Source organism: Algoriphagus sp. AK58 (genome assembly GCF_014324365.1).
In the GTDB taxonomy this organism is placed as follows: Bacteria; Bacteroidota; Bacteroidia; order Cytophagales; family Cyclobacteriaceae; genus Algoriphagus.
The window spans coordinates 158591-183065 of record NZ_QEIG01000003.1 but is presented as its reverse complement, the minus strand read 5'-3'; the positions used below and the strand labels follow the sequence as shown (position 1 = coordinate 183065).

Sequence of the window (24475 nt, the reverse complement as noted above, 5' to 3'; positions counted from 1 at the left end):
AAAAAGTAAATAATTATTTACTCATTTCAAAACACCCGATTTCGGATTTCCTGCTTTTTAGGGTTTTCCAAATCGATCAGATAGCCGTTGACGATCGCATACCTCGGTTTGCCTTCTTTAGCTAAAAAGAAATTGGTAGCCGAACCGGTCATCCACCCGCTCGAGTATTTTTCGGTGGTTTTCAATACCAAAATCGGCAGACTGTGCATTTGTCTGGCTTCCCCGTTTTTCACCTTGACCGCCATAAAACCCTGACGGAGTAATTCGATAGCTTTTTCCTCCGAAATATCCTTAACCGATTCAAAAGCGGTGGAATACACTTTTCCCTCAAGGTATTGTAGTCCTGTGGCATCCAAGGTCTCAAAACCGAAGAAAATCTGCATATCACCGAGATCTTCCACCGATGCGCTCATGAAATAACCGGCAGCATTTTCAGTTTCACGTCTGCGAATGGCGATATCCAAGGGATACCATTCTCCCTTCACGTTTACCTGCATTTCGTTGATGATCAAGTCCATCAGCTGGAAACCGTTGTCCGGAATAGCGAAATACTGCTCGGTGGTGTATTGCTCATAGCCTCGCGTAGCGATCTGATGCAAGGCGTTGAGGATGATCATGAAGTTGATCTTGCGGATATACTGCTTTTCAGGATCACCTTGGTAGCCTCCCGACTCAATCAGGATGGTACTGGTGCCCCACTTTTGGATATTGTCACCAAACGCTCTTGGTTCAAAAGCATCGTCGTACTTTCCGACCTGCCCAGGGATCAATTCCTGCAATAATTCATTCATCCCCGCGATGGTCTGCATGGCACGACCGCGCACCTCGTTGATCTCGGTCTCATAGTTATACGCCGGTGCCAAAAGGGAAATCGTGGCCTGCTTGGGCGTATTGACCACGTTGTAGTAGATCTGCTGATCGTGAAGGTTGAACCCAAACTCTGGCTCAAAGTCGTCCCGGGCTTTTTTCAAAATCACTGCCTCGGGAGAAATCTGGGAAATCGCATCCCGGTTCAGATCGATATCCAAGGCATTTCTGCGCTTGAAGGCATACGCCCCGTCGGGATTGATCATGGGGATGAATTTCAGGCTGATTTGATTTTTCAGCAGGGTTCTTAGCTCGTCGTATCCGTCATTTTTTCCCTCAAGAAAATTGAACAGGTCAAAAAGCGCCATGGTGGCCGTACTTTCATTGCCGTGCATCTGTGACCAAAGCATGACTTTGGTGGCGCCTTGTCCCCATTTCATCGAGGTGATACTTCGCCCCTCTACGGATTTGCCTAATTCCTCCAATTTGAAATCCGCACCATGTTTTTGGATCAAGGGCTGAAGGTCTGCGTGTTTGAATCTTCGGTGAGTGATGGCGGGTTCCTTATATTTTTCATAAGCTGCTTCCAGCTTTTCCACAGGCATTTTTTGATAGGCTACCTGTGCCGAAGTGTAGAAACTGAGGACTAAAAAAAAGAGAAGGAACGGTGTAAGGAAAGCGGATTTCATAGAATAAGGTCTTGGAGTCTATCGATTTTAAAACTAGCCATTCGGGTGAAATAAATACCTGTATTTTTGCTCAAGCACAAAAAATCATGCCATGAAGCTCAGTTATCAGGTTTATGACCTTCCACTCAAGCATACCTTTACCATCGCCCACCAAAGTCGGGATGTACAGGACACGCTGATTGTCAAGCTGGAGGAAGACGGAATTTACGGATTGGGGGAGTCGACCACCAATCCATTTTACGGCATGACCATCGAAAACATGAGTGCTTGCTTAGAAGAATTTCGCCCAGTGGTGGAATCCGGAAACTGGGAAAATCCAGAACAGCTTTGGGAATTAGGAAGAGTGATTTTCCGAAATAATCCCTTTGCTCAATGTGCCTTGGACATGGCTGCGTGGGATTTTTTCACCAAGAAACAGGGGAAAAAACTCTACGAGTACCTGAACCTTGACCCCCGGAAAATCCCGACCACTAATTTCACCATCGGCATTGATACCGTGGAGAAAATGGTCACCAAGATGAAGGAGGTGGATTGGCCGATCTACAAAATCAAGCTCGGAACAGACAATGACCTAGAAATCGTCCGAGAACTCCGAAAGCACACCAATTCCGTCTTTCGCATCGATGCCAACTGTGCTTGGACAGCCGAGCAAGCCATCCGTAATTCGGAGGATCTGGCGAAGCTGGGTGTGGAATTTATGGAGCAGCCTTTGGGAAAAGATGATCTGGAGGGAATGAAAGAAGTCTTCAAGTATTCCAAACTCCCTGTCATGGCAGATGAAAGCTGTATTGTAGAAAGTGACGTGAAGAAATGCCATGGACTGTTCCATGCGATCAATGTGAAACTAGTCAAGGCAGGAGGTATCACTCCCGGACTACGCATGATTCATGAAGCCAAGTCACTCGGGATGAAAACCATGGTGGGTTGCATGACCGAATCCTCGGTCGGAATCACTGCCATCGCTCATATTTCTCCGCTCTTGGACTATGTGGATATGGATGGTGCGATGCTGTTGGCCAAAGATCCGGCAAGAGGGGTGACAATCACTCCGGAAAAAGTGACTTTCCCCGAGGGGCCGGGAATTGGAGCGGAGTTGGTGTAACGTTATTTCAGATCCATCGTGGGACAAAAAAAGTCCTGCTTTTCCGAAAGCAGGACAACTTGAAAAGAAAGCCACAGATTCACAGAATTTTATATCTGCGCATCTGTGGCTGTTTTTAGTTAAAATTTCATCCGTAGTCCTAGCAAGAAATTGGTTCCTGCCTGTGGATAGTAGAAGTTTTCCGTCACCAGTTCACGACCGTTTCCTCCTGGCACAAAATAGCTGAAGGTGTAGCCATTGGGTTCGTACATTTCATTGAAAATGTTGTTGATCAGTAGGTTGAGCTCTAGCCCTTTAAAGAACCTTGGTGTAGCCGAATAGCTGATTCGCAGATCATTGGTAAAGAAGGTATCTAAAGACCTCGCATCATTGGAGGTATTGTCCAAGTATTGCTGTCCCACATATTTGCTGAGCCAGTTGACTGACAAGTGTTTAATCGGCCTGAATTCGATAATTGCTGCTCCTACCACATTGGGAGAGAAAGCGATATCGGTATTGGAATAGGTGAAACTTTCCTGCTGGAATTCTTCGGTACTGTAATCATCCACATATTCCGTGAATTCCCTGATTTTATTTTGACTTAGCGCAATGTTTCCGCCCAGAGTCCAAGAAGATGAAAGGCGATAGGCTCCATCAAGCTCGATCCCTGCCCTGTAGGATGATGCTACATTTTCCCGGATATAAGCACCTACATCATTGATTTGTCCTGTCAAAATCAACTGATCCTTATAATCCATGAAATAGAAATTGGCATTGTAGCTCAGATTCCCTGATTTTGCTCTTACTCCTGCCTCCACATTATTAAGTCGTTCAGGACGAGGTACCTCAGTAATTGGATTGTCTGTAAAATCCGATCGGGTGGGTTCCCGATTGGCCACTGCATAGCTTGCATACCAGGTTTGATTTCCTGATTCGTAGGAGAATCCAAACTTGGGGTTGAAGAAAGTATAGTCGGCACGTCCGTCTACAATTCGAAGATCATCGTTTACTCCAAAGAAAGAATAATTGATTCCTCTCAACTGCAAGTCTCCAAATAGATTCAAGCCGGGCTTGATTTCATAGGTGGCTTTGGTGTAGATATTCCGGTCATCTTTTATGGCGTTGTTGTCATAGTATCGATCGCGGATATTGGTATTGCCGGCAAATCTCGCCCAGATGATTTCGCCAAAATGTCCTCCATCGTAGCGATTGGCACCACCACCGATGATGAAGTCTAATTTTCCGTCGGTAGACACATAATTTGCCGAACCCACAAACCCATAGAAATCATTGTCCAGCCAGCGACGTCGAATGATGTCCGAACGGGAAATGACCTCATCGCCGACTATTACATCGGGTAAGTTGTAGCGAGAAAACCGATCATTTTCCCGGAACTGCTCATAAAATCCTCTTCCATAGGTATAATGCAGCGCCAGATTGGTTTTCCAATTTTTGCCAACTTTTCCAGTGTAAATCAGCTGATAATGATCCTGCTGGTAATTATCGGTTTCATTGTCGTAGGTGTAGTAGTTCCAGGTGCGGTCATTTCCCAGTTTATCCTCGGGCAATCCCCACCAGCTTTGGTAGGTTTGTTCTTTTCCAGAGAAAGCGACCAGTTTGATCACGCTTTTTTCTCCATAATATCCACCAGATACAAACCAGCTGCTGAGGTCAGAAAATGCCCGATCCACATACCCATCAGAGGTGATTTTTGACAGACGGGCATCTACTGCAAAACGGTTGTTGAGCAGGCCGGTTCCCGCCTTGACCGTATGCCTCCAGGTATTGAAAGATCCAAACCCATTATCCAATTCGGCATAGGCTTCGTCACGTCGGGTGTCTGTCTGGAAGTTGAGGCTGGCACCAAAAGTGGCTGCCCCATTGGTCGAGGTTCCCACACCTCGCTGGATTTGGACATTTTCGACCGAGGAAGCAAAATCGGGCATATTTACCCAGAATACCCCATGAGATTCTGCGTCATTAAGGGGAATCCCGTTGATGGTGGCGTTGATTCTGGTTTGATCAGTTCCTCGGATTCTGAGGCCGGTGTATCCTATTCCTGCTCCTGCATCTGAGTGGCTGACCACGGAGGGCGTAAAATTGAGCAAAATGGGTATGTCCTGTCCCAAGTTCCGTTTGGCAATCTCCGATTTATCCACCACTGAGAAGGTAGTTGGGGTATTTTCGGATGCTCTTGTCGCAGAGACTATGAATTCTTCGGTCAGGAAGTCTTTCGGTTCTAACTTAACCTCCAAATCTCCCTCAAAAGGAACCGAAACCATAAACCGTTCGGTCTCATAGCCGAGATAAGAAATCCGGATTTCAATATTTCCCTGTGGCAATCTGTTGAGTGTAAATTGTCCATTTTCATCGGTAACAGTTCCTCTCCCGGCAGTTTCGGACCACACCGATGCACCTACCAAAGGCAAATTGCTTTTGGCATCCACTACTTTTCCGCTAAGGGTGTTTTGGGCCCAAGCGGTCAAACTGGCCAGATACAGGATCAAGCCAAGTACTGTTTTTTTCATGATTACTTCTTCCCTTTCGGGTGTTTGAGTGAAACATTAGAAAACCCAGGGGAGGTTTTCCGTGATTGTTTTACCCGCATGCAAAGCATAAAATCTGGACAAAGCACGAAGGGTACCGCTTCGGCTTATTAACTCGACTTTTACTTTGCTTTCTCATTTCCCTTCGCCGGCATTACCCGGATCAGGTCGTATGGGTATGATCTCAGCCCGTTGTATTAAGGCACCCCTTATGATCTGAGGACAAAGGTAATTGGGAAAAGTTTTTTTCCAAGGCCTTTGCTTCAATCCCTTTTTCATAAATTCATGGCCTAACCTCAAACCCATAACCGCATGCGCCTATATAAACTGATTGCCGGAACGCTTTTGGAAACTGATTCTGAGATTTTTCTGGGTCCCGAACTGGATTGGGATCAACTCTTGGGGAGGGAACACTTGCCCCAATTACTGAAATCAGAGGCTGCCCATTGGGAGAAAATTTCCGAAAAAGAAGCTGAGCAACTCAAATCCGAGGGCCTTTTGGCACCCATGGGCAATCAGGAAATTTGGGCTGCGGGAGTGACCTACTACCGTAGCCGAACTGCCCGCATGGAAGAATCCAAAGATGCTGGAGGGGCGGATTTTTATGACAAAGTCTATGTAGCAGACCGACCTGAGCTTTTCTTCAAAGCTACAGCCAGCCGGGTATCCAATCCGGGCGAAACGGTCAATATCCGAAAAGATTCCTCTTGGGATGTACCTGAGCCGGAGCTTACCCTGTTGATTTCTCCATCAGGAAAAGTACAAGGATTCACTGTAGGCAATGACATGAGCAGTCGAAGCATTGAAGGAGAAAACCCGCTCTATCTTCCCCAAGCCAAAGTGTATCAGGGTTGTGCCTCAGTTGGACCTTGTATTTTGATTCAGGAAGAAATGCTGGACGATTCCACCAAAATCAGTTTGGAAATTCTTAGAAATGGAAAAACCGAAGCTTCAGGCGAAACTACCTTGGCTCAAATGAAACGCAAACCTCAGGAACTTGCCGATTGGCTTTTCCGGGCAAATACCTTTCCTATCGGCTGCCTCATGATGACCGGAACAGGTATCGTGCCTGATCATTTCACCCTTCATGCAGGAGATGTAGTGAAAATCACGATTGAAGGTATCGGGACATTGGAAAATAAGGTGGGATTGATTTAGACCATGTCTCTTTTCTTCCAAAAGCAGGTAAGACTTCCGAGTTATCCGCAAGGCTACCACCTGATAACAGATCAGGTGGAGCGTTCCATTCCTGAAATCAAGCAAATTCAAATCGGTTTTTTACAGGTATTTATCCAGCATACTTCTGCGGGACTGTGTATCAATGAAAACGCAGATCCAACGGTCAGGAAGGATTTCCAAACTTTCGTAAATGAATTGATCCCGGAAACCTACCCGCGTTTTATCCACAATTACGAGGGAGCAGACGATATGCCTGCCCATATCAAAAGTGCTTTTTTCGGAACAAGTATTCAGATTCCGATTACTGGAGGACGGCTTGCCTTGGGGGTTTGGCAGGGGATCTACCTGTGTGAGTTCAGGCATCTTGGTGGACCTAGAAACTTGGTCTTGACTGCTTTCGGTGCCTCATAATCCACTGGAAATCCTTCTTTACCATTGATAAAATTCCTTGGATTGGGAGATGTTGCAAACTTACTTTTGTACAGCTCCGACCTTACATGAAAATTAACTTTGGACTTGCTTTTCTGGCGGGATTGTTCTTTGCCATTCAAGCTGAAGCACAGAATTTACCTGGACAAAATGCCTTTGCATTTAAACTCAAAGAGCCCATTCAGCTGGATGGGATCCTGGATGAGCCAATTTGGGTAGAAGCAGAAGGATGGAATGGAGATTTCAGGCAATACTTCCCTTCTGATACTTCCAGTTCTCAGGTCAAAACCCGCGTTAAAATCGCTTTTGATGAAAATAATCTCTACATCGCGGCGGTGATGGAGAGTAACGGGCCCAGGAAGTATGTATCCACTTCATTAAGGCGGGATTTTAGGGGTGAACAGAATGATGCGATTGTTTTTGTCCTGGATACCTTCAATGACAAAACCAATGCATTCCAGTTTGGCGTCAATCCCTATGGAGTACAGAGAGAAGGATTGGTTTCCAATGGAGGTACCCGAACGGAAGACTTGAGTTTGGCTTGGGACAATAAATGGTATTCCCAAGCTAAAATATTTGAAAATCACTGGCAGGCAGAACTGATCATTCCTCTTTCAACCATCCGATTTAATGAAGGAGCGCAGAACTGGAACGTTAATTTTTATCGAATTGATAGCCACTATGGTGAGCGAAGTACTTGGTCTCCGATACCGAGAAACCTTCCCATAATTTCTACTGCATTTTTGAGGAAGCTGATTTTTGAAGAACCTCTCAAAAAAAGTTCAGCAAATATTTCATTGATCCCCTATACGGCTGCCAGAGCTTCAAAAAATTTTCTGGAAGGAACTCAAGAAGAACTGACGCCTTCTTTTGGCGGAGATGCTAAGGTCGGTATCGGTCCGGCTTTAAATTTGGATTTGACTTTTAATCCGGATTTTTCCCAAGTGGAGGTGGACCAACAGGTCACCAATTTGGATCGTTTTGAGATCTTTTTCCCGGAAAGAAGACAGTTTTTCCTAGAAAATGCCGATCTCTTTGACAGTTTTGGACAAATGCGTTCCAGGCCTTTTTTCTCCCGAAGAATAGGCGTTGACATCGACTCTGCCACAGGTCAGAACATCCAGAGTAAGATCATCTATGGTGCCCGACTTAGCGGAAAAGTGACAGAAAACTGGAGAATCGGGGCTATGAATATGCAAACTGCCACCGACGATCAAGCCGGAATAGTAGGGAAAAACTTTACGGTAATGGCGGTTCAGAAAAAAGTCTTTACCCGGTCAAATGTTGGTTTTATCTATGTGGATAGGGAGTCCCTGGCCGTAGATGAATTTCAACAACTCTTTGATCCCACCGCTTACAATCGACTGATCGGGGTGGATTATAACCTAAACTCAGCCAATGGTAAATGGACGGGTAAAATGTTTTATCATCGAACCTTTGAATACGAGGAAAAGAAATCTCCCTACTCCTTTAATGCATATATGCTCTTTACTGATATTCATTGGAATTGGAGCGTGAGTGTTCAGGATATAGGCAAGGAATTTAATCCTGCCGTGGGATTTGTTCCCCGGGTGGACTTCAAAAGGGTAAATCCTGATGTGTCTTATTTATTTTATCCTAAATCCAAGCTGATAAATCGTCATGGACCCAAACTTGAATATGAAGGGTATTGGAATGAAACACTTGGACAGACCGACCGGGACATCAACCTTAGTTATCTGATTCGATTCAATTCACTTTCTCAGCTTACCGTGACACAGAGAAACCGATACGTGTATTTGTTCAATGATTTTGATCCCACGAGAACAGGGGGAGAACCTTTACCGGCTGGAACTGATTACACAAACAAGACAGTGAGAATAGAGTACCAAAGTAATCCAAGGAATGTGTTTAATATCGAATTGGATGCAGAAGCGGGTCAGTACTACACCGGAAATTTCCAACGTGTAATCAGCCAAATGGGGTTGAGGTTGGGATACCTTGCCAATATTTCAATGAACTTTAACTACGCCCGTATCCGTCTTCCCCAACCTCAAAACGATGCTGATTTAGTACTAGTGGGGCCCCGAATCGATTTGACCTTTACCAAAAACCTCTTCTGGACGACTTTTATCCAATACAATAATCAGATCGACAACCTCAATATCAATACCCGATTGCAATGGCGATATGCGCCAGTATCTGATCTTTTCTTGGTTTATACGGACAACTATTTCCCAGGAGACTTTATGCCCAAGCAGCGCTCGCTGGTGTTTAAGTTGAATTACTGGTTGAATTTGTAAATGCGTAGACCTGTCAGGTTTTCAAAAACCTGACAGGTCTTAAGGTCATTTACTCGCCTCCACCCGTACTTTTTTCCCCGTCATCAAAATCCTTCGATACCCATCTTTTGTATCCGAGCTGACTTCTTTCCCAAGGACTTTTACTTTCGAAAATTCCTCAGGAATCTCAATGGAAATGCCCCATTTGGATTGGGTTTGCTCCACTTCAATGGCTCGAACACCTGACTTATCCACATAGCTCATTCGGATTTCATTGTCTCCCACGATGACTTTTTGGATAGAAGCTTCCTCCCAGGCTGTTGGCATCTGAGGGCGGATGTAAATTACCTTGTTTCCGGCATCGGGCTGTATGCCGAAAAACTGCATCACGATCGGCACACCAAAGCTGTACATGTTCCACGCCTGCGTAAACATGCCATAATCCGGAGAAACCTCATACATCGATCCCGGCAAGGCAAAGCCAAAACTTCTTGTCATCCGCTTCAGGTAGTCCAGAGCTGCATCCGGATTGCCATAGTTGTTTTCTCCGATGGCAGAAACTCCCGTGGGCAAAGTCATCACCGCACCCGTGTAGGAAAAGCTCTTGCTTCCTGCAAAAGATCCATCTTCATTTTCCGCCTGTTCGTCTCGATCGATACCCGTCACAAAGGTGCCAAAAGGATTGGTGTATTTTTTAGCGGTGGCCAAAGCGATTTTAGCCTTTTCAGGATCCGCAATTCCGGTTTCCATCGGGGTATTGACTACCCAGTTGTGGAAGAGTACAAAACCCTGTTTCTGATTCTTGGGCAATGTGGATAACTTGGCTTTAGTAGCATTCAGCTCTTCCACTGCCCAAGGTTTTTTCAGCGTATCCGCACGGATGATTGCATCATCCACCAAGTGCAAAGCCTCGTCTACGGTCCCGATAAAATCCGCATAACTTCCAAATTCCTCTACCCAAAAATCAGAATTGATCTTAGCTGCCAGGGCATCGGAAGTATGTTGATAACTTTTCGAAAGATCGGTTTTTCCAAGGATTTCAGCCATTTTCGCGGCATCTGCAAATGCCTTTTGGGAATAAGCAGCTACATCAATCATTTCGGATTTGAGCCCGTGGATTTCCATCATTCCATAACCGTCAGCAAGTAGATTGCCATCTTTGTCATTTTCCCGGAGCAACCAATCCAATCCTTTTTCTATGGAAGGAAAATACTTTTCCAACAATTCCCGATCTCCAGTCCAGCGATACACTTCCCAAATCGTGGATGCCCATTGTGGGGTCTCATTGATATTTCCGGGATTAAATACCGCTCCATTAGTACTTACCTCATGGATGATTCTGCCATTTCCGTTCTCTTTTTCAGATAGACTGTGGATAAGTTCGAGGGTAGAGTAAACGAGGTCCTTTCTTCCCGTTGCAATCAAACCCTGGATCGTGTATTCACTATCGACTCCAAAAAACCAAGGATAATCCTGCAGGCCTGCTCCAAAACCCCTCCCAATTCCCGGCACATCCCGCACCAGCCAATCCGTATTGTATTTGATCCATTGGAACGTTCGCTGCAATTCAGGATCGGGAATCTGTATTTCTGCTTGGTGGGCAAAAACTTCATATCGCTTCTTTTTGGCAAACCAATCCGAATCCAAGTTTTGCCTGAGATCAACTAAAGTTTCCATGGCTTTTAATTCGCTTTCGGTAGAACCGGCGATAAATATTGGGATAATTTGCTCAGAACCTGCCGGCAAGGTCACTTGCAGAGAAAATCCAGCGGCCGCCCCTTTTCCTTTGGGTGAATAGGCACAGGTCAATTCTTCCTGAGGAGAAATCGAAATTCCTTCCGCTGTTCCCCAAACTGCAAACCAAGGATTCCCTTGATCTTTTGCCGAAAAGGTATTTGTCATTTCATCAAAGGAAATCAGATCTACCTGATCAATCATACCTGTACGCTCACCTAACCAAACGGGCATCAGATCGACATATGCATTAAATTGAAATTGGATCGACTTATCGGACTTATCCACATTTTTGATATGGAAAAGAACGGTCATGCCTTCTTTTCCATCGGGTACAAACTGCAGTCGCTGCACCTCAATACCCGCGTTTTCCAAAGCAAACTGAAGCACATTGGAAAAGGGATAATTGGTAAATGACTTCGCCTGATCCAAACAAAAAGATTCACCATCCACATTTACTGAGGCGGTAAACCCATCCATCAATTTGATAGGATGAAGCCAAATACCACCCATCTCGCCCTCCACATGCCAACCCAAATCCGGGAAAGAACCGTTTTGATGACCGATCAAATACACCCGATCACCTGCAGCCACAAAAGGGGAAGCGAGGTATTCGGATTTTCCTTTAAGCCCTTCCTGTGTGTTTAAATCTTCAAATAAACTTTGTTCAGGAGTAAGAGAGGTCTGACAGGAAACCAGGGCTAGCAATATGCCAACAGGCCAAAATTTAAAGGTCATTGAGAATAGATTTAAGCCAAAAGATAAGCCAAATCGCTTGAAATAAGGAAATCAAAACGCATCGGCTTGGAAAAAGTAATTTCCTTGCAACTCTAAAAAACTTTCATCCTTTACCCAAAAAGATTTTTTGTGGAAGTTTTCAAACACTTTTCTTAAACATCCTGTTCGCCAAACATGAAGTACAACAGGATACTGGTTTGGTTTAGAAGCGACCTTAGACTCAAGGACAATGAAGTCTTGGCCCGAGCTATTCAGCAGGGAAAGGAGGTGATTCCTGTCTATTGCTTTGATCCTAGGATGTTTGGAAAAACCGAATTGGGATTTCCCAAAACCGGTGCTTTTCGAGCCAAATTCTTATTGGAATCTGTATCCGATCTACGTCAGTCCTTTCGAAAGATTGGCGGAGATTTGGTGGTTCTTCAGGGGAAGCCAGAAGAAGCTGTAATTGAATTGGCTAAAAAAGTGGAAGCAAAGGCTATTTTCTTCTCGAAAGAAGTCACTTCCGAAGAACGAAATGTGGATAAGTCTTTGGAAAAAGCTGCGTTTTCAAATGGAATTGCCTGCGAAAGTTTTTGGCAAAGCACGCTTTACCACTTGGATGATTTGCCTTTTCCGGCAAAACAGACCCCGGAGGTATTTACCCAATTTCGGAAGGAAGTGGAAAAGCTTTCAAAAATTCGATTGACTTTTCCTGAGCCAAAAAAAATAAACTATCCAAAAGAGGCAATTGATGCCCAAGCAGGTGATTTGCCCACGCTTAAAACTTATGGACTGGAGGAACCCAAGCAGGATGCAAAATCGTGGTTGGAGATAAAGGGTGGAGAGACATCCGCGCTGGGGCGACTCCGGTCCTATTTCTGGGAAAAAGATTTGCTCAAAGTATACAAGGAAACCCGAAATGGGCTGATTGGAATGGACTATAGCTCCAAGTTTTCCCCTTGGTTGGCCTTGGGTTGTATTTCCCCTAGGACTATTTATGAAGAGGTCAAAAAATACGAACGGGAGCGAAAGAAAAATGACAGTACGTATTGGCTTATTTTTGAGCTGATTTGGAGGGATTATTTCCGGTTTATTGCCAAAAAGCACGGCGATAAAATCTTTGATATTCAAGGCATCCGATTTCAAAAGGACTCCTGGAGGAGAGACAAGGCGCAGTTTCAGCGTTGGGTTGAGGGGTTGACGGGAGTTCCTTTTGTGGATGCCAATATGCGTGAGTTGAAGTCGACAGGGTTTATGTCCAATCGTGGCCGCCAAAACGTGGCGAGTTTCTTGGTCAATGACCTGGGAATTGACTGGACTTGGGGAGCAAGCTACTTCGAAAGTCAGCTGATTGATTACGATGTCTGCTCCAACTGGGGCAATTGGATGTATGTGGGAGGCGTAGGAAATGACCCTCGGGAAAATCGGTATTTCAACATCCTCAGACAGGCCAACAATTACGATAAAAAAGGCGATTTTGTAAGGCTTTGGATTCCTGAATTACAGTCGATTAAGGGATTTGATATCCATCAACCTTGGGAGTTATCCACATCCCAATTGAGAGCATTAAAGATTCAACTAGGCCATACTTATCCACAGCCTCAAGTAAAAATTCCGACGCTTGAAAAGTCTTATTAAAGTTACTGATTACCCGTTAAACCTCAGTATGCTGAGGTTTTTTCTTTTGGAATTTATCCTTGTTAAATCTTCCTATCCATAAGTAATTCAAAATAGTCATTCCTAAATTAATTGAAATAAGCTTAACCCAGGTTTCCCATTCATAGATCACCGAAAAATCAAAACTGAGCGTGGGATAAACATAAGCTTGTCCAAGAAGAAAGAAAAATATACTGAAAGCTACTATTCCCATCCAAGTTGGTTTCCATTTAAGGTAGTCGATGAAATCTTTCATTTACTTCAAAAGGGCCTTAGCACTTAATAATCAAACCTAAATTGCTCAAAATTCGCCGGTATCTGCTTTTTCCTTTTCAATTCTCTTTGGTACAAATAGTCGCCCAACTCTGCGAAAAAAGGTAAGCCAATCTCCTCGGTCTCGTACTTGTCATCGTTGAGGATCTGATCCTCGTTGACATAGACCACAGCGGAAACAAAAAACTCAACCCCTGACTCATAATCCACAAAATAAGATCCGTCAATCAGGAAGCCATAGGACCAGCCTGTCTTATTGAAAATCCGGAATCTGGAAGGAATCGGTTTTTTGTCGGCCCCAAACTTGAAAAACTTCGAATAGCTATCGTAGTATTCCGTGGTGTCGTACTTGGGGAATTCACTTTCTCGGGGAAGCATACTCATGTACTTCAATACAAAATTTCGGTGCTCCTCATTCAGATTAAATCGCTCGATCCCTACAAAAGCTTCTGGAAATACGATTCGCTTTACCACACCATGCAGATCTGAAAGGGCAAACTTATTTTTGTAAGAAAAATCCATTCCTCCCTGTATAAGGGAATCATTTCGATAAAAAGCCTGGCCGATTTTTGGATTCCCCAGCACCACATACGTACTGTCCGAGTGTCTAGCAGGCAGTTCTAAAAGGGTTTTTCCGGAGTTATCCACAAATCGAATCGGGTTGAAATGCCTGTTTTCTTCGGGAGAAATAGGAAAACTCAAGCGCTGGGTGATGACCGTATTCAATAGACCCTTTTCCCTTAGCTTTTTGTTGATATAATCCATACCCATCAACTCATAGAGTCGGTTGGAAGCATCATTGTCAGAAACCAGCAAAATCTTCTTGATGTAATGTCCGATGCTTGGAAGACCATGTTGAGCGGTGGTGTCAGTATAAGCCGGAATCTGGGAAGGCCTCACCGAATCAGTGAGCATGGTGGTTTCCATGGTTAATCCATCAATATTTTGCTCCTCGAGCCACTCCAAGGCCAACAAAGCAATCGGTAACTTCACCGTGGATGCGGGATAGAAATAGTGATTATCGTTCAGATTAAAAGAATGGTCTGTAAAAAGCGGATTCCCGTGTTCGTTGCGGTCAATCTGCGTATAGATAATCTGAACCTGGAATTTGGACGTATCCGAAAGTACTTTTTTCAAAGTCGGGTAGTTTTCCAATCCTTGCTCAAAAAGCACAGGATCTTTGCTCTCGCAAGAAATCATCCAAAAAGAAACGGCAAGGAGATAGAGTAGCTTTTTCATGATTTTTCGGAAAGTTGATGAAGGGCTTCATTTAAGGCCATCAGGTCACCAAGCGAATGAAAGCCTGAAAGGACGATACGACTGATACGGGGACTTTGAGGGGTAGGATAGGAAAAAGAGGACGTGATAAAACCCATTTTCTCCAACTCATCTGACCAAGTGGGGTCTTTCAGGACAAAAACCGGGAATTTTGCTGAACCTGAAACTGTGGATAAGTCGGCTGTTTCCTGATGGAAAATAGCGGAGAAGTCTCTGATTTTTTGACTTTGCACCTTATAAATCTCTTGAGTTTCCAGAAATGCCTGGAGATTTGCCGGTGAACAGGGTGAAGCTCCTGCAAAAATCGCCTGACTTTTGATTCCCTGAATCACCTCCTTTTTTCCCAAAATAATACCTGCCGGCATGGCCAAGCCTTTTCCCAAAGAACCGGAGATGACCAAATTCACATTCGGAAACGAATTTTCAGCATAGGTTCCGAAAACACTTTTTCCCAAAACCCCAAAGGCATGGCTGTCATCGATTAGGAGTGTGACCTCATGCTTTTTGGCTACTTCCTGAACCCATGAATAGTCATGAATCTCGGCTCGAAGCGGATCAACCGCATTACCCAAAATCAGAATTTTCCTTGTTGAAAGCTCCTCTGATTGCTCCAAACACTGATTTTTCCATTGTATAAAATTCAATTGAATATCAGATTTAAAGCCTGTCGGCAGAATAGCAGGATGCGTGTCCGGCGCTGCCCAGCAGAGGTCTGATTGAGGATATAGGTATTGGATAGCCGTGATGCCGGACAGGTATCCTGAACTCATCACTGCGGCATCTTCAGCCTGAGCTTTTTTTGCGAAAAAGTGCTCAAACGCTTCATAAACCTTCAATCGAACATTGTTGACCCGGCTTAGCCCATGGCTGAATCCATATTGTCGGATGCAGTCTACTAATACTGCTTGGTAGTGTTGATCATGATCTATACCGAGATAGGACGTTCCACTGAAAAAGAGGTAACTCTTTTTCCCGACCTGAATAGTCGGGCCAATACGCCGATCTAGGTTCAGATTATTCACAATCTGGACTATTTGGCAAAAATCTGTGTAGGATCTTGGAAAGATTTAAACTCCAGCGCATTTCCACAAGGATCGAGGAAGAACATGGTGGCCTGTTCGCCGACTTCTCCCTTGAACCGGATGTAGGGCTCGATGACAAACTCCATTCCATGAGCCTTGAGCTTATCGGCAAGCTGATGCCACTCGTCCCAACCTAAAATTGCTCCGAAATGACGAACTGGAACATTTTTTCCGTCTACCTCATTTGTTTTGGCATTGGCCAATTCTTCAGGCTTGATATGGGCAGAGAGCTGATGTCCAAAAAAGTTGAAATCGATCCATTTGTCGGTGCTTCGGCCGATTTCGCAACCCAACAATTCTCCGTAGAATTGGCGGGTTTCTTCGATGTCACGGATGGGGAAAGCGAGGTGAAAAGGTTTAAATTCGCTCATATTGGTTAGTATTGTAGGTGATTTTTAATTGTTCAGACAACTTTTGAAGCCTAAATATATGTCAAAAAAGAAAACAGTTTCATTGGTTTTGAGCAGTGGCGGTGCGAGGGGATTGGCGCATGTAGGAGTGATCGAAGAGTTGGAAAAGCGAGGATATGAGATCATCGAAATCGCCGGCTGCTCCGCAGGTGCGTTAGTAGGAGGCATGTATGCTACCGGCAAAATGCCTGAATTCAAAGAATGGATCTGCAATTTGGATCGGGTGGATGTGTTTTCATTGATGGATTTTACCTTTTCGAGCAGGGGATTTATTAAAGGAGAGAAGGTGTATAGCGCATTGAAAAAAGTGGTTCCCGATTGTCAAATTGAAGACTTGCCAATCCAGTTTTCTTGCAATGCAGTGGAAGTTCATTCCGGCAAAGAATATGTATTCAGAAAGGGAAGCCTCTACAAAGCCATCCGCGCATCTGGAAGTATTCCTTCTGTCTTTTTACCTGCCAAAATCGAAAAGAATCATTTTATTGACGGTGGAGTTCTCAATCCTGTGCCCATTTCACTTATTTCAGACCCTGCAAAAAGCTTGGTTGTAGTTGTGGATGTCAACGGATTGGAAAATGAATTTATTTCACCTCCCAAAAAAGACGAGTCCGGTAAGCAGTTGATCACCTTACCAGGTTGGCTGAAGGAATATCAGTCTAAAATGCGGCAATTTTTCCCAGAAGAAAAAAAAGCAGAATCAAAAACAGCCTATTCATCTTTGGAATTGGTGACTCGGTCATTTGACCTGCTTCAGGATCGGTTTTGTGAACTGCTTCTGGAAAAATATCCAGTGGATGTGAAAATCAAAATTTCCAGAAAGCAAGCCGGAACCTTGGAATTTCATCGATCTGCCGAAATGATCGAAATTGGCCGATTGAAGGCCAAAGAAGCCTTAGACCAACTCGAGCATGGAAATCAATGAGCTGAACCGTCTATTGGGCAATATGGATATCTACCTCTTGGATCAAATCCTAAAAGGTAGATTCACCAAGGAAATGAAGATCCTCGATGCAGGCTGTGGAGAAGGACGTAATGCAGTCTATTTCATTCAAAAGAATTACCAGATTTTCGGCATTGACCCCAATGATTTAGCGATTCAATATTGTCGTTATCTATCTAAGAGTTTGGATCCAGCTTTCGACACCCATCGGTTTCAGGTGGGAAAGTTGGAAGACATTCCGTTCCATACCGGAGCTTTTGATGCGGTGATCTGCTCGGCAGTCCTTCACTTTGCAGAGAGTGTGGATAACTTCTGGCAAATGATCCATGAAATCCATCGGGTCTTAAAACCAGGAGGTGTTTTTTGGTTTCGGATGACTACTGCATTTGGAGGAATCTTGCAGTACAGTTCAGCCCTTGGAGAGGGGAAATATGTCCTTCCGGATGAATCTGAGCGGTTTTTGTTCCTGCCAGAGTATGTGGATAAGTTAGCGGAAATCGGCTTTAGATTTCTGGAGCCCTGCAAGACGGTGCTGATTCGCGGGCAGCGGGAAATGGGGGTTTTTGTACTGGAAAAAACTGGGTAATTTTATTCTTGATTTAGTTCCTGTCTAAATTAGGATAAATAAAATCGGTAATTTTTTGAGCAACGGTTTCCCCAAATTTTTCCGAACAAGCCTCCAAATGATCTCCTGGAAGACGATAGGTTTCAAAGTTATCCACAGCTCTTTCTTTCCAAAAAGAGATGTCTTTTTCCGAAGTCATCATCGATAAGCTCGAATAGACATAGAGTACGTTTTGCAACTTGGCCACAGGTGTGCTTTGCTTCAGGAAAGCTTCTACACTTCGTTGAAAAAGACTCAGGGTTTGTGGTTTAAAGGCAGTTTTTTTTACAAGCATATTTCCAAACGCATGAAGTAAAGGAGGCAGGGCTTTTCGGATTCCTTTCGCTTGAAGTTGAGACAAAGCATAGCTTATTCTGGAACCGGCATTTCTGTTTAACAACCGATTTTCACCCGAATTATAAAAAGGCGAATCCAAAATCACCACCGAACAGCCTAGGCGTTCAGCAATCTTTGCTGCTAGCCAGCCATTGAAACTAATCCCTACCAGGCAAATAGAATGCAAAGGACTAAGGAGATTCACCAGCTTATTCAAACATTCCTGTGGACTTTCCCCTTCGAGTACTTGGTACAAATCATAGCGTAGCGTGACAATGGATAAATCAGAGATATTCCCCAAGGGACGAATGATTTCCTCAAAGGAATCAAAATGCCCCACTTCCACAAAAACCAGAGTCGGACTACTCGAAACTGACTGCTTTTTCCAATCCAGCTTAGGAAACACAGGCTTCAACTCCTCTTTCAGGTAGTCAGTCAGACCATGAATTGTGCGATGTATATAAATCAATGAAGTTGGGAGAGTTCTGCCCAATTTGAGACTCAATTCTCCCATAACCATTTCGGCCCCGAGTGAACTACCACCTAGTTCGGAGAAGAAATCTTCCTCCCAACCCATGGCTGGATTGCCTAATTCCTCTAACCAAGCGGCATAAACTGTCTGCAAAATGAGGTCGTTTGACTCTTGAATGATTTCTTGCTCAATTTGCTTCCATACCATCGATTCCAGCTCTTTTCGATCAATTTTTCCATGTGGATTTAGCGGAAACTGTTCCATGAAAACCCATTGCCTGGGCCTGGTCGAGTAGGTCTTGCTTTTCCAATGCCTTATTTCCTCTCGGCTTAGCCTTATACTTCCCGTTGCCAAAAAGGCAGCAATAAACTCCAGTCCTCTTGCATCCCGCAACACAAGAACTTTACAGGAAAATGGATGCGGGCTTTGCGCTAATATTTCATTTTCCAGCTCGACTAAATCCACAAAAAGGCCATTTACCTTCACTCGAGACTGAGTTCTGCCAATTAGCTTGATTCCTCCCTCTGAAGTAGTTATGCCTAGATCTCCGGTTTGGTAGATCCGCTGATCTCCGATCACAGGAAGAGGGATTATTTTTTGATCATTCCAGTATCCCACGCAGATATGCTTGGATCGAATTTCGATTTCTCCTTCAGCATCTGATTTGTCGGACCGTCCAAGAATATAGAGGGCTTTGTTTCTTACCGGAAAACCATCATGGGGGATTATAAGCTGACTTCGACCGGGGAAAAGCTTGATCTCGGCCATGGTTCGGGTCTCTGTACTGGCATAGGCGAGTTGCAGGGTGACATCTGGAGGAAAATATTTGGCAACCAACTCAAGATCCGACTTCAAAACTGCCTCACCGCCTAGGCAAAGAAATCGAACACTTTGGGTGAATTCGGCGAGATTTGGGCCATACATGCGACAAATGGCTCTGAAGGCCGAGCAGGTCAGGGTGGTGATAGAAACCTGATGCGTTTTCCAAAAACCAGGTATCTCCTTTAGATTTGACTCCTTGAGGTCAAAGACAATAAGGCTAGCTCCCGACAGGAATGCTGGAAAAATACTTGCCAAGGAAGAACTGAAAGATGACGCGAATAGAAAATCGATCCGATCGCTAGAGTGAATCTCATTTTCTTCGATCTGCCTGAGGGTATCTTCCTCGATGGATATGTAATCATGTAGTACGTATTTTGCCTTACCGGTCGTCCCCGAGGTCGCATACACACAGAAAGGGCGACTTAGCCAAGATAAGTCACTGTTCCACCATGCATCCAGATTGCCTGATTTTGAATTTTTCACACTTGACCAGTTGACCCGCAAAACCTCCTCATTGGCAAAGTGGTGCCGATCAGTGACTAGCAAACCTAAGGGTACTTGCGAAAGCAAATCAGAGGCAGGCTGATGAGGTATGAAAAAGAAGGCATTTCCTGAAAGAAGCACTGATAGGGCGCAGATCACCTCCTCTGTTTTGCTCTCCAAGGAGATGCCGATTACTTGATAGGATAGAGATCGGGCCTGAAAAAAAGCCGCAGCACGAAGTGCCTCATCGATCAGTTGGGTATAAGAAAGGGAACGTTCAGGACCTAGTATAGCAGGTTGGTTACCTAGGCTTTTCCTTAAGTCGAGCAGTCTATCCCACATACTTATAGGCTAAAATTTCTTGATGAAGCTTCATTCCAGATTTGATCATATTCATGTGACTGATGCTGTTTTGGTAGGCCCACGAAAAAATGGGTAGCTCAGGGTTTTGGCTTCGGCACAATTCTATTCTCCAACTCAGTGCGGATTTATGAAAACCCAAGTTTCGAAAAGTGTTCTTTACCGCCCCTACAGAAAGCAACTGGAAATCGCCATTTTGGTAGAGGCCAGTTATCCCCACATGGAGATCATTCCAATTCACAAAATAAAACTTAAGACCCTCTACCCGGAGTTTATGCAGGAAGTTTTCCTCCACGGATTCAGCATGACGATTTTCGGCATCGAAACAGTCCAAATACAACCATGCAAATTCGCTTATCTCCTTTTCCGTTACTTCCTTTAGCTGGATATCGGGATGAAAAAACCGATGGTGAGGCTCATCAGACGATAGACTCATGACTGCAATCTTTTGATCTATCCGATAATCAAGACGATGACTCAAGATAGATTTAGAAACTTCATCCCTGGAATCAATCAAGATCTGGTGCTGCTTTTCTACTGTATCCGAGTAAAATTCACGCACCAAATCAAGCATGTGTGGTGTTTCAATCTTCCCCAAGCAATAATTGAAATAGTTGATCGGCTTGAACTTCAGAAGGGTGAGCTCTCGCTCCTGAGAAATCGCGATGGAATTGCGTACTGCGTGGTTTTTTTGAAAAGCTTCCAAACGAAGCAAGTCATAATGCAGCAGAGTATTCATGGAAATAGGCTTGGGAGAAAGTCTCACACTTATTTTAACTCGATTTACCCAGATATTTCAGTATTTTCAAAAAATCTTGGATATGACTACACTTTAGGTAAACAATCTGTCTTTTACCTGAGAGTTCATTACTTTTAATTTCACTTAGATCGGACTTTAATCTGGCCCTTAATTCCCATAACATAGATCATGACTCTCCAATACGCCATAGAACTGATCGGTACGTTTGTCTTTGCCATTTCGGGGGCATTGGCAGTACGGGAAAAGGAACACGATATGTTTGGGGCAGGGTTTACGGGATTTATCACAGCTATCGGTGGCGGTACCCTTCGGGACATTTTGCTGGATAGCTATCCGTTGGTTTGGATAGGAGACATCCACTTTCTCTATGCGATCCTTTTGGGAATTTTGGCAGCGTTCATTTTTCCCAATCTGCTCAGTCGGCTTAGGAAAACTTTTTTTCTGTTTGACACCCTAGGAATAGGGTTTTTCACGGTTTTGGGTGTGGAAAAAGCACTTTCCTTGGGTGTGCGACCTGAAATCGCTGCCATAATGGGCATGTTTACCGCCGTGATGGGTGGAGTGATCAGGGATACACTGACCAATGAAATACCCATCCTTTTCCGTAAAGAAATCTATGCCTCTGCCTGTCTTGCTGGTGCAGTGATTTATCTAGTACTAAACCACCTAGGAATGGATCGAGAATATAATTTGCTGCTGTCTATGAGCGTGATTATTGCGATCCGTCTGATTGCGATGAAGTACAAGTTGAGCTTACCCACTCTGGATTAGGTTTTAGATTGAAAGAAAATTTTTTCAATCCGTTTACATTTAATATTTTAAAAAGTTAATTTACAAAAAACATTTTATTTGTTTCATAAAATGATTGCTGAAACCCCGTATTCACCATATTTTTCACAATTGCCTCAATGAGTTCCAAAGCTGAAAAAGTAAACTGGAAAGCTTTCTTTGATCCCAAGTCTTTGGTGCTTATCATTTTGGGAGTCTTTTGTGCGGCGGTTTCCTTGGAAGCTTTTATGCTTCCCAATAAATTTTTGGATGGTGGGGTGACGGGTATTGCTATCATTCTGAATCTGCATTACGACGTGGACCTTAATCTTTTACTGGTTTTGATCAACGCGCCTTTCTTTGCGGTGGCATGGAAAAAAATAGGAAAGACATTCACTGTGCAATCCATTTTCTCGGTCTTTTTGCTGGTTTTAGTTTTGGAATTTATGGAGATTCCGACCGTGACCGAGGACAAGGTACTCATCGCGGTATTTGGAGGGGTATTGATGGGGGTGGGCATTGGCCTGATTATCCGTGGAGGTGGCTTGATCGATGGATTTGAAGTCATTACCACTTATTTTCAAAAGAATTCAGCCCTTTCTGCCAGTGAGATCACCGTGTTTCTCAATTCTTTGATCATGCTCTTTGCAGCCTTATTTTTTGGAATCGAGGCGGCGATGTACTCGATTTTAACCTATTTCACCGCCATCAAAATGACTGATTATGTGGTGGAAGGCTTTGAAGAATACACTGCACTTACCATCATTTCAAAGGAAGACGACAAGGTGAAGGAACTGATCGTAAAGGAATTTGGAAAGGCCATCTCGGTCTACAAAGGTGAACGGGGATACTTGCCGGATACCTTCCATATTCATCATCCCTGCGATATCATCATGACGGTAGTCACCCGACTGGAAGTACACCGAATCAAACTAGCCATACAACAAATCGATCCCAAGGCGTTCTTCTACGTTCAAACCATAAAAGAGGTCAAAGGAGGAGTAGTCAAACAAATTGGAAGCAAACACAGCTGATGGTTTTCGAAGAAATAAAAAACAGGATATACGAAGACATTTTGGAAAAATTGCCTTCACACCTTACTTACCATAATCTGGACCATACTGCCTATGTCTTAGAAAAGGCGATCTTTTTGGCAAATCAATCGAAAGTTGGCGCTGCTGACCTAGAATTACTCAAATTGGCAGCCTTATTCCACGATACCGGATTCATAGATAATCCCAAAGACCACGAAGAAAAGGGCTGTAAAATAGCCGAAAGCTATTTGGCAGATGAATATTCCAGAGAGGACTTGGCAAAAATCCATGGGATGATCATGGCTACCAAAATTCCCCAAAGTCCAACCAATCACCTGGAAAATATCCTTGCCGACGCCGACTTGGAGTATTTAGGTACAGACCTTTTTGAGGAAATCGGAGAAAATCTTTACCAAGAACTCAAGCACTTCAATCCCAACTTTACCGAGCAGGCATGGGATGAACTACAGCTGGTCTTTATGCAAAAGCATCACTACCACACCGAATATTGTCGGCAAAACCGCGAACCCAAAAAGCAGGAAAATCTGCTGAAGGTGAAGAAAAGGCTGGGGTTGGTTTAGTCAAAATTTGGTTTGAATCTGACAAAAGCCATTTCGTCCTCCTCATTCAAAAACATATACAACATTCCATTTTTGAAAAAACTTACCGAAGGAAGCCCATCAAATGGTAGCGTATCGCCTTCAGTAAGTTGAGCTTCAGCAATTTGTTTTAAATCCCTGTCAAGTACAGTGATAAAAAAGGCAAAAACCGGATTTTCTACTGTTCCACCACTTTTCTCCCGACTGACTCTCCAAAAATATCCACGGTCATAATCATAAATCCAGGGTCCAAATGTGACCTCCTGCTTTTTCATCTCATTAAATTCATCAAACTGCTCGATCGAATTTGCCTGCTTGGGATAAAGCCCAGGTTTTTCGTCAGAAAGAAGTTTACTGTTTAGCTTTACTTCCCGATGTTCTCCGGAAACTAAGTCTAGACTCAGGAGCCGATTTTGGGCAGAGTTGGAATGGAGAATCTGTTGATCCGTTGGGGTGATAAAATTCCGTTCAGATGCTGTGATACCTGAGCTTACGTTTTGACCTTCCCTGCCGGGACCTGCTAATTCATACTTTTCAAGCGCCTGAAATACTCCTAAAGGAATTAATCGCTTAGTCTTGCTTTCCAGATCGATTACAGCCAAGCCTTTTAATCCATCCTTCTGCGAATAGTTTCCGTAGTGACTGACAAAGTACCTTCCGGATCGGGTGATCTTACCCATTCCATCGATCTCGAATCCGACCGGAAGTGTATCTCCTTGAAAAACATCATTTGTAAGACGAAATTGACCTACTCTTTCGCCAGCGGCATTGAGATGAATCAGCCCGTAATAGTCTGTAAACCACTTTTCTCCCGAATCAGTAATCTTAATTCCCGAGGTGAAGATTTCCTTGACGGCATTGGGCCCGTCTTGGTCAAACTGGACGATTTCTTTCAACTCGTTTTTCTCCAGATCAATCATTTCCAAGCGGCTGGTTTCGGGATTGAGATTATACAAAAGGTCGTTTTTGGGCCTGTAATCTGACATGAAAAGACCCATATTCAAAAACAAAAACTCCTCTTTGGCATCGATCCGAACCGTGTCGATTTCATAGGAAAAAGTCAGAGAATTGGCTCCAGTATCTTCTGATTTGTCAGGTTGACAAGCAACCAAGGTTACCATTGAAAATAAAACTGGAAAAGGAAATCTTTTCATA

General features: G+C 44.0%; 20 protein-coding genes and 1 riboswitch. Of the genes, 10 read left to right on the top strand and 10 right to left on the bottom strand.

Annotation, left to right across the window (positions count from 1 at the left end):
- Positions 1-26 precede the first annotated feature (26 nt).
- Positions 27-1496, bottom strand: coding sequence for a M14 family zinc carboxypeptidase (locus DDT91_RS02825; RefSeq protein ID WP_187174615.1), 1470 nt, complete (start codon positions 1494-1496; stop codon positions 27-29).
- A 91-nt stretch (positions 1497-1587) separates the two neighbouring features.
- Between DDT91_RS02825 and DDT91_RS02820 the strand changes: the two genes are divergently transcribed.
- A complete protein-coding gene (locus DDT91_RS02820; protein WP_187174614.1) occupies positions 1588-2598 on the top strand; it encodes a dipeptide epimerase in 1011 nt (336 codons plus the stop codon).
- Positions 2599-2717: 119 nt separating this feature from the next.
- Here the strand turns inward: DDT91_RS02820 and DDT91_RS02815 are convergent, their stop codons facing one another.
- Positions 2718-5105, bottom strand: a complete 2388-nt coding sequence (locus tag DDT91_RS02815; RefSeq protein ID WP_187174613.1) for a TonB-dependent receptor — start codon at positions 5103-5105, stop codon at positions 2718-2720.
- Between the two features lie 141 nt (positions 5106-5246).
- Positions 5247-5343, bottom strand: a riboswitch (TPP riboswitch).
- Positions 5344-5435: 92 nt separating this feature from the next.
- On the opposite strand from DDT91_RS02815, the gene DDT91_RS02810 reads away from it, so the two are divergent.
- From DDT91_RS02810 to DDT91_RS02800, 3 genes are all read left to right on the top strand, one after another.
- On the top strand, positions 5436-6281 hold the full coding sequence (locus tag DDT91_RS02810; protein WP_187174612.1) for a fumarylacetoacetate hydrolase family protein: 846 nt from the start codon (positions 5436-5438) through the stop codon (positions 6279-6281).
- Between the two features lie 3 nt (positions 6282-6284).
- Positions 6285-6713 (top strand): secondary thiamine-phosphate synthase enzyme YjbQ, encoded by a 429-nt coding sequence (locus DDT91_RS02805; RefSeq protein ID WP_187174611.1) that lies wholly within the window; start codon positions 6285-6287, stop codon positions 6711-6713.
- 86 nt (positions 6714-6799) lie between these two features.
- The gene (locus DDT91_RS02800) at positions 6800-9013 is read left to right on the top strand and encodes a carbohydrate binding family 9 domain-containing protein (RefSeq protein WP_187174610.1); all 2214 of its coding nucleotides are present in this window, start codon (positions 6800-6802) and stop codon (positions 9011-9013) included.
- Positions 9014-9058: 45 nt separating this feature from the next.
- Here DDT91_RS02800 and DDT91_RS02795 read toward each other — a convergent pair whose 3' ends face one another.
- The gene (locus DDT91_RS02795; RefSeq protein ID WP_187174609.1) at positions 9059-11464 is read right to left on the bottom strand and encodes a glycogen debranching protein; all 2406 of its coding nucleotides are present in this window, start codon (positions 11462-11464) and stop codon (positions 9059-9061) included.
- Positions 11465-11638: 174 nt separating this feature from the next.
- Here DDT91_RS02795 and DDT91_RS02790 point away from each other — a divergent pair, with 174 nt between their 5' ends.
- Positions 11639-13081 carry a DASH family cryptochrome gene (locus DDT91_RS02790; protein ID WP_187174608.1) on the top strand — a complete coding sequence of 481 codons (1443 nt, stop codon included), beginning with the start codon at positions 11639-11641 and terminating at the stop codon, positions 13079-13081.
- A 16-nt stretch (positions 13082-13097) separates the two neighbouring features.
- On the opposite strand, the gene DDT91_RS02785 is transcribed toward DDT91_RS02790, so the two are convergent.
- From DDT91_RS02785 to DDT91_RS02770, 4 genes are read right to left on the bottom strand one after another with little or no spacing between them, the layout of a single operon-like run.
- Positions 13098-13355 (bottom strand): hypothetical protein, encoded by a 258-nt coding sequence (locus DDT91_RS02785; RefSeq protein WP_187174607.1) that lies wholly within the window; start codon positions 13353-13355, stop codon positions 13098-13100.
- A 23-nt stretch (positions 13356-13378) separates the two neighbouring features.
- Positions 13379-14611: a serine hydrolase gene (locus tag DDT91_RS02780; protein WP_187174606.1), complete on the bottom strand. Its 1233-nt coding sequence runs from the start codon at positions 14609-14611 to the stop codon at positions 13379-13381.
- Positions 14608-15672 carry an aminotransferase class I/II-fold pyridoxal phosphate-dependent enzyme gene (locus DDT91_RS02775; RefSeq protein WP_187174605.1) on the bottom strand — a complete coding sequence of 355 codons (1065 nt, stop codon included), beginning with the start codon at positions 15670-15672 and terminating at the stop codon, positions 14608-14610. The genes DDT91_RS02780 and DDT91_RS02775 overlap by 4 nt, the downstream gene beginning before the upstream one ends.
- A gap of 8 nt (positions 15673-15680) precedes the next feature.
- On the bottom strand, positions 15681-16103 hold the full coding sequence (locus DDT91_RS02770) for a VOC family protein (RefSeq protein WP_187174604.1): 423 nt from the start codon (positions 16101-16103) through the stop codon (positions 15681-15683).
- A gap of 58 nt (positions 16104-16161) precedes the next feature.
- On the opposite strand from DDT91_RS02770, the gene DDT91_RS02765 reads away from it, so the two are divergent.
- Together DDT91_RS02765 and DDT91_RS02760 are read left to right on the top strand one after the other, a co-directional pair.
- On the top strand, positions 16162-17064 hold the full coding sequence (locus tag DDT91_RS02765; RefSeq protein WP_187174603.1) for a patatin-like phospholipase family protein: 903 nt from the start codon (positions 16162-16164) through the stop codon (positions 17062-17064).
- Positions 17051-17668: a bifunctional 2-polyprenyl-6-hydroxyphenol methylase/3-demethylubiquinol 3-O-methyltransferase UbiG gene (locus DDT91_RS02760; protein WP_187174602.1), complete on the top strand. Its 618-nt coding sequence runs from the start codon at positions 17051-17053 to the stop codon at positions 17666-17668. The genes DDT91_RS02765 and DDT91_RS02760 overlap by 14 nt, the downstream gene beginning before the upstream one ends.
- A gap of 13 nt (positions 17669-17681) precedes the next feature.
- Here the strand turns inward: DDT91_RS02760 and DDT91_RS02755 are convergent, their stop codons facing one another.
- Positions 17682-20141 (bottom strand): AMP-binding protein, encoded by a 2460-nt coding sequence (locus tag DDT91_RS02755; protein ID WP_187174601.1) that lies wholly within the window; start codon positions 20139-20141, stop codon positions 17682-17684.
- The gene (locus tag DDT91_RS02750; protein ID WP_187174600.1) at positions 20131-20898 is read right to left on the bottom strand and encodes a hypothetical protein; all 768 of its coding nucleotides are present in this window, start codon (positions 20896-20898) and stop codon (positions 20131-20133) included. The genes DDT91_RS02755 and DDT91_RS02750 overlap by 11 nt, the downstream gene beginning before the upstream one ends.
- Positions 20899-21087: 189 nt before the next feature.
- On the opposite strand from DDT91_RS02750, the gene DDT91_RS02745 reads away from it, so the two are divergent.
- The 3 genes from DDT91_RS02745 (at position 21088) to DDT91_RS02735 (ending at position 23302) form a co-directional block, all read left to right on the top strand.
- The gene (locus DDT91_RS02745) at positions 21088-21690 is read left to right on the top strand and encodes a trimeric intracellular cation channel family protein (RefSeq protein ID WP_187174599.1); all 603 of its coding nucleotides are present in this window, start codon (positions 21088-21090) and stop codon (positions 21688-21690) included.
- Positions 21691-21827: 137 nt separating this feature from the next.
- The gene (locus DDT91_RS02740; RefSeq protein WP_187174598.1) at positions 21828-22721 is read left to right on the top strand and encodes a YitT family protein; all 894 of its coding nucleotides are present in this window, start codon (positions 21828-21830) and stop codon (positions 22719-22721) included.
- Positions 22721-23302 (top strand): HDIG domain-containing metalloprotein, encoded by a 582-nt coding sequence (locus DDT91_RS02735; protein ID WP_187174597.1) that lies wholly within the window; start codon positions 22721-22723, stop codon positions 23300-23302. The genes DDT91_RS02740 and DDT91_RS02735 overlap by 1 nt, the downstream gene beginning before the upstream one ends.
- Here the strand turns inward: DDT91_RS02735 and DDT91_RS02730 are convergent.
- Positions 23299-24474 (bottom strand): DUF4221 family protein, encoded by a 1176-nt coding sequence (locus DDT91_RS02730; RefSeq protein WP_187174596.1) that lies wholly within the window; start codon positions 24472-24474, stop codon positions 23299-23301. The genes DDT91_RS02735 and DDT91_RS02730 overlap by 4 nt on opposite strands.
- Position 24475 lies beyond the last annotated feature (1 nt).